The sequence below is a fragment of the Ectobacillus sp. genome (assembly GCF_056992975.1).
Window position 1 is genome coordinate 1 of record NZ_JBXKMX010000247.1, and the last position, 4,497, is coordinate 4,497.

6 protein-coding genes are annotated in these 4,497 nt (G+C 38.8%); all 6 read left to right on the forward strand.

The genetic code is table 11. The features are described 5' to 3' along the window. Positions 1 to 5 precede the first annotated feature (5 nt). The gene (gene acpS / locus AC11ZT_RS11460) at positions 6 to 359 is read left to right on the forward strand and encodes a holo-ACP synthase (protein ID WP_484059722.1); all 354 of its coding nucleotides are present in this window, start codon (positions 6 to 8) and stop codon (positions 357 to 359) included. Between the two features lie 103 nt (positions 360 to 462). Next, on the forward strand, positions 463 to 1,449 hold the full coding sequence (locus AC11ZT_RS11465) for a LolA family protein (RefSeq protein ID WP_484059723.1): 987 nt from the start codon (positions 463 to 465) through the stop codon (positions 1,447 to 1,449). A 173-nt stretch (positions 1,450 to 1,622) separates the two neighbouring features. After that, on the forward strand, positions 1,623 to 2,792 hold the full coding sequence (alr, locus tag AC11ZT_RS11470; protein WP_484059719.1) for an alanine racemase: 1,170 nt from the start codon (positions 1,623 to 1,625) through the stop codon (positions 2,790 to 2,792). Positions 2,793 to 2,988: 196 nt separating this feature from the next. Next, positions 2,989 to 3,276, forward strand: a complete 288-nt coding sequence (locus AC11ZT_RS11475; protein WP_484059720.1) for a CopG family ribbon-helix-helix protein — start codon at positions 2,989 to 2,991, stop codon at positions 3,274 to 3,276. Between the two features lie 4 nt (positions 3,277 to 3,280). Beyond that, positions 3,281 to 3,631, forward strand: coding sequence for a type II toxin-antitoxin system endoribonuclease NdoA (gene ndoA / locus AC11ZT_RS11480; RefSeq protein ID WP_379971258.1), 351 nt, complete (start codon positions 3,281 to 3,283; stop codon positions 3,629 to 3,631). A 72-nt stretch (positions 3,632 to 3,703) separates the two neighbouring features. Beyond that, a partial coding sequence (locus tag AC11ZT_RS11485; protein ID WP_484059721.1) for a Tex-like N-terminal domain-containing protein occupies positions 3,704 to 4,497 on the forward strand: 794 nt, incomplete at its 3' end.

Genomic DNA, 4,497 nt, shown 5'->3' on the forward strand with positions numbered 1-4,497 from the left:
GTAGGGTGATAGTAGGAATTGGTATAGACATTACGGAACTAGATAGAATTGCAAAATCGATAGAACAGCCAAAATTTATAGAACGGATTCTTACTGAGCGTGAACGTGAGCTTGCTTCTGCTCTTGCTGGTAAGAGAAAAGTTGAATTTGTGGCAGGGAGATTTGCTGCAAAGGAGGCATTTTCCAAGGCACTAGGTACGGGGATTGGGAAAGAAGTAGGCTTTCAGGATATCGAAATTATAAATAATGAACGAGGAAAACCGATTGTACATGCCTCGTACCCCTATGTGATTCACATTTCTATTTCACACAGCAATGACTATGCTATTGCACAAGTAATTCTAGAAGGTATGGACTAGTCTGCATAATCCTGTTTGTCTTCTCATATATTTGAGTAGCTAGAAACTACTTATCTTATGAGACAAAGGGGCTGAAGGAATGAAGAAACTGCTATTTGCAGTGATGATCGGATTGCTTGCAATAGTCGCTTTAGCAGGCTGTGGGCAAAAAAGTAAGGAAAATGTCATTTCCGATTTAGATTCCAAAGTGAAAAAGATGTCGGGGTATCAAGCACAGGCGAAACTGTCGATTAAAACAGGCGCAGATGCACAAGAATATACAGTTGATGTTTGGCATAGTAAGCCAACTTATTATCGGGTTAACTTAAAGAATGCGAAACAAGACCAAAGTCAAATTATTCTGCGAAATGATGATGGAGTATTTGTGTTGACACCTGCTTTAAATAAAAGCTTTCGTTTTCAAAGCGATTGGCCACAGAATAGTAGTCAATCCTATCTGTTTGAGTCGCTTGTTCGTGATATTGTGAAAGACAAAGATGCAATATTTACGAGTACAGACCAATACTATATTTTTGAAACAAAAACCAATTATCAAAATCAGAATATGATGCCGAAGCAGGAAATTACCTTTAGTAAAAAAGATTTAGCACCTGTCTCTGTAAAACTATTAGACAATGATAAGAACGCACTTGTTCAAGTGGATTTTTCAAATGTGAAATTTGATGCGAAGTTTGATGCGAGCGCTTTTGACATGAAGAAGAATATGTCTGGTGCGCAAATGGAAGTCCCTACGAATGGAAAAGAAGATCAACCATTTTCTGTTTTATATCCAAATGCTCTCCCGCAAGATATGAAACTAAATGATGAAAAGCAATTGCAATCAAGCAACGGAAAACGCATTATTTTAACATATGGTACTGGCGACAAAACATTTACATTAGTAGAAGAAAAAGCGAAGGCATCACAAACGAGTGTACCGATTGGTGTGAGCGGAGAACCAGTAGATCTAGGATTTACAATAGGGGCATTAACGGATAAATCAGTATCCTGGTCGCATGAAGGAGTAGATTATATGTTGGTAGCAAAAGGATTATCGCAAGATGAAATTCTTGCGGTTGCTCGGTCGGTTTATCAAAAATCCTCGAAGTAACCATCAACATGACGAGCAAGGTCTCGTCATGTTTTTTTGTGAAGTAGTTTTGTTTTTGCTGATTACCGTTGACATTTCCTTGTCATGAGACAATAATCTAGGATAGACTTTATTAAAAATTGAGAATATATAAGAATAAGCATTGCATAACGTATAAGGGAAGTGTTTTTTTAATGAAAGTGTCGTCGTTTTACCGGGATACTTGGGTAGAAGTAGATTTAGATGCCATTCACGAAAATGTCAGACATGCAAGAGAGACTATTCCAGAAGATGTAGAGCTATTTGCAGTTGTGAAGGCAAATGCATATGGTCACGGAGCAGCAGCTGTAGCTAGAACTGCACTAGAAGCAGGAGCTACTCGTTTAGCGGTCGCATTTATGGACGAGGCGTTAGCGATGAGAGCAGCAGGTATTACTGTGCCGATATTAGTGTTAGGGGCTGTACGCCCACAAGATGTTAATATAGCTGCTGCAAATAATATTGCGTTGCCAGTTTTTAATTCCGAATGGTTGAATCAAGCAAAGAAAGTATGGAATGAGAGTCAACCATTGCATCTGCATATTACATTTGATAGTGGTATGGGTCGGATTGGAATACGCCAAAAATCGGAATTGGTAGCTTGTCTTACTGAATTAAATGACATGCCTGCATTTGAAATTGAGGGGGCCTTTACTCATTTTGCTACAGCGGATGAATTAGATACAACCTACTTTGATAAACAATATGCTACATTCAAAGAGCAAATACAGTGGCTTGAAGAAATGCATGGACGACCTGCGTTAATTCATTGTGCAAATAGTGCTACCATTCTACGATTTGCTGATTGCTTATTCAATGCTGCTCGCATCGGTATTATTATGTATGGTCTTACCCCATCTCCTGAAATGAGTCCAATTCTTCCATACAAACTGAAAGAGGCTTTCTCTCTTCATAGTAAAATCGTTCATGTAAAGCAAGTGGAGAGAGGAGAATGTGTAAGCTACGGGGCAACGTATACCACACAAGGAAAGGAATGGATTGCAACTGTTCCAATAGGATATGCTGATGGATGGATACGAAAGCTTCAAGGTTTTGAAGTATTGGTCGACGGAATAAAAGTACCAATTGTAGGTCGTATTTGCATGGATCAATTGATGATTCGACTTCCACATCCAGTACCAGTTGGAACGCATGTTACATTAATTGGAAAACAAGGGAACGAAACAGTTAGTGCGGATGATGTGGCAGCATATTTAGGAACCATTAACTATGAAGTTACTTGTATGATAAATTTCCGTGTTCCTCGTGTATTTCGAAAGAGTGGTCAAATTGTAGAAATTGAAAATCTACTAGTGCAGCGGTAAGAAAATAAGGCGTCGCTCCTAGGTACAGATAGAATAGATGGATAGAAATCAGGAAATGAATGATTTATTCACTGATGGGTAACCCTAGACAAGAAGCTAGGAAGTCTTTGCAACTTGCACCATACAATGGTATGATAAAAACAAGTGTCAATATATATAATTTGGTGTGTGTAGTTGATGTTGGAGGTGTATCTTCGTGTCGGAATCAAGTGTGACGACAGAAATAGTTATTCGTCTACCCAAACAAATCTTATCAGAGTTGGATGAAATCGGGAAACAGGAAAAATGCAACCGAAACGAATTGATTTGTGAAGCAACTAAAATGTTTTTGCGAAAACACAAGACAAAGAAGCGTTATCAACATGAGTCAATGAGACGTGGATATATTGAAATGGGAGAAATTAATCTTAATATTGCCTCTGAATCCTTTCTAGCGGAGTATGAAGCAGCTCATACGGTAGAACGCTTAGTTAGCGGGGGGTAATCCTTTGATTGTAAAACGCGGTGACGTATATTTTGCAGATCTTTCTCCGGTTGTTGGTTCTGAACAAGGCGGAGTGCGTCCTGTTCTCGTTATTCAAAACGATATTGGGAACCGATTTAGTCCTACTGTGATTGTTGCTGCAATTACAGCTCAGATTCAAAAGGCGAAACTGCCCACGCATGTGGAAATCGATGCGAAGCGCTACGGATTTGAACGGGATTCCGTTATTCTGTTAGAGCAAATTCGAACAATCGATAAACAACGGCTTACGGATAAAATCACTCATTTAGATGAAGGTATGATGAGCCGAGTAGATGAAGCACTGCAAATTAGCTTGGGACTTATAGATTTTTGATTGTTCATGAAGTTGCTCTCTATTGAGGGCAACTTTTTTTAAAGGAAGCAACCATACCAAAGGAGGATGAGAATGAGTCTTATAGAAGCTAAACAACAAACGATTGTTCAAGCGATTGCAACTGAACTTGGTATTCCTATAAAACATATACATAATGTAATTCAACTAACAGAAGAAGGGAATACTTTGCCCTTTATAGCACGTTACCGAAAGGAAATGACGGGTTCACTTGATGAAGTACAAATTCGTTCGGTATTAGAAAAATGGCAATATGCAGTGAATCTTCAAGCGAGAAAGGAAGAAGTACTGCGGTTAATTGAAGAAAAAGGGAAGCTAACAGACGAGCTGCAGCAAAAGATACAGTATGCTACTAAATTACAAGAAGTAGAGGATCTATATAGACCGTTTAAAGAAAAGAGAAGAACGAAAGCGGCGATTGCAAAGGAAAAAGGTTTGGAGCCACTCGCACAGTGGTTACTCACGCTTCCTCTTCATGGAAACGCCATGCAAAAAGCACTGGAATTTGTTAATGAAGAAAAGGAAGTTGCCACGCAGGAGGAAGCGTTGCAAGGAGCAAAGGATATAATTGCAGAACAAATTGCGGATGAAGCAGTGTATCGTAAGTGGATTCGTCATACAACCTTTCAAAAGGGGACCATTGATTCCTCTGTAAAAGAGAAAGAAAAAGATGAAAAAAATGTGTATGAAATGTACTATGATTACACAGAATCGATTAGTAAAATTGTACCTCACCGCGTATTGGCAATGAACCGAGGGGAAAAGGAAGATATCGTCAAAATTTCTATTGTTACACCTATTGAAGAAATCATCCATTATTTACAGAAAAGCATTCTTCGTAATACTGT

What these genes read in the sequence shown, in the direction of transcription:
- AC11ZT_RS11465 (WP_484059723.1), top strand. Translation starts at nt 463, where the DNA reads ATGATCGGATTGCTTGCAATAGTCGCTTTAGCAGGCTGTGGGCAAAAA.
- alr (WP_484059719.1), top strand. Translation starts at nt 1,623, where the DNA reads ATGAAAGTGTCGTCGTTTTACCGGGATACTTGGGTAGAAGTAGATTTA.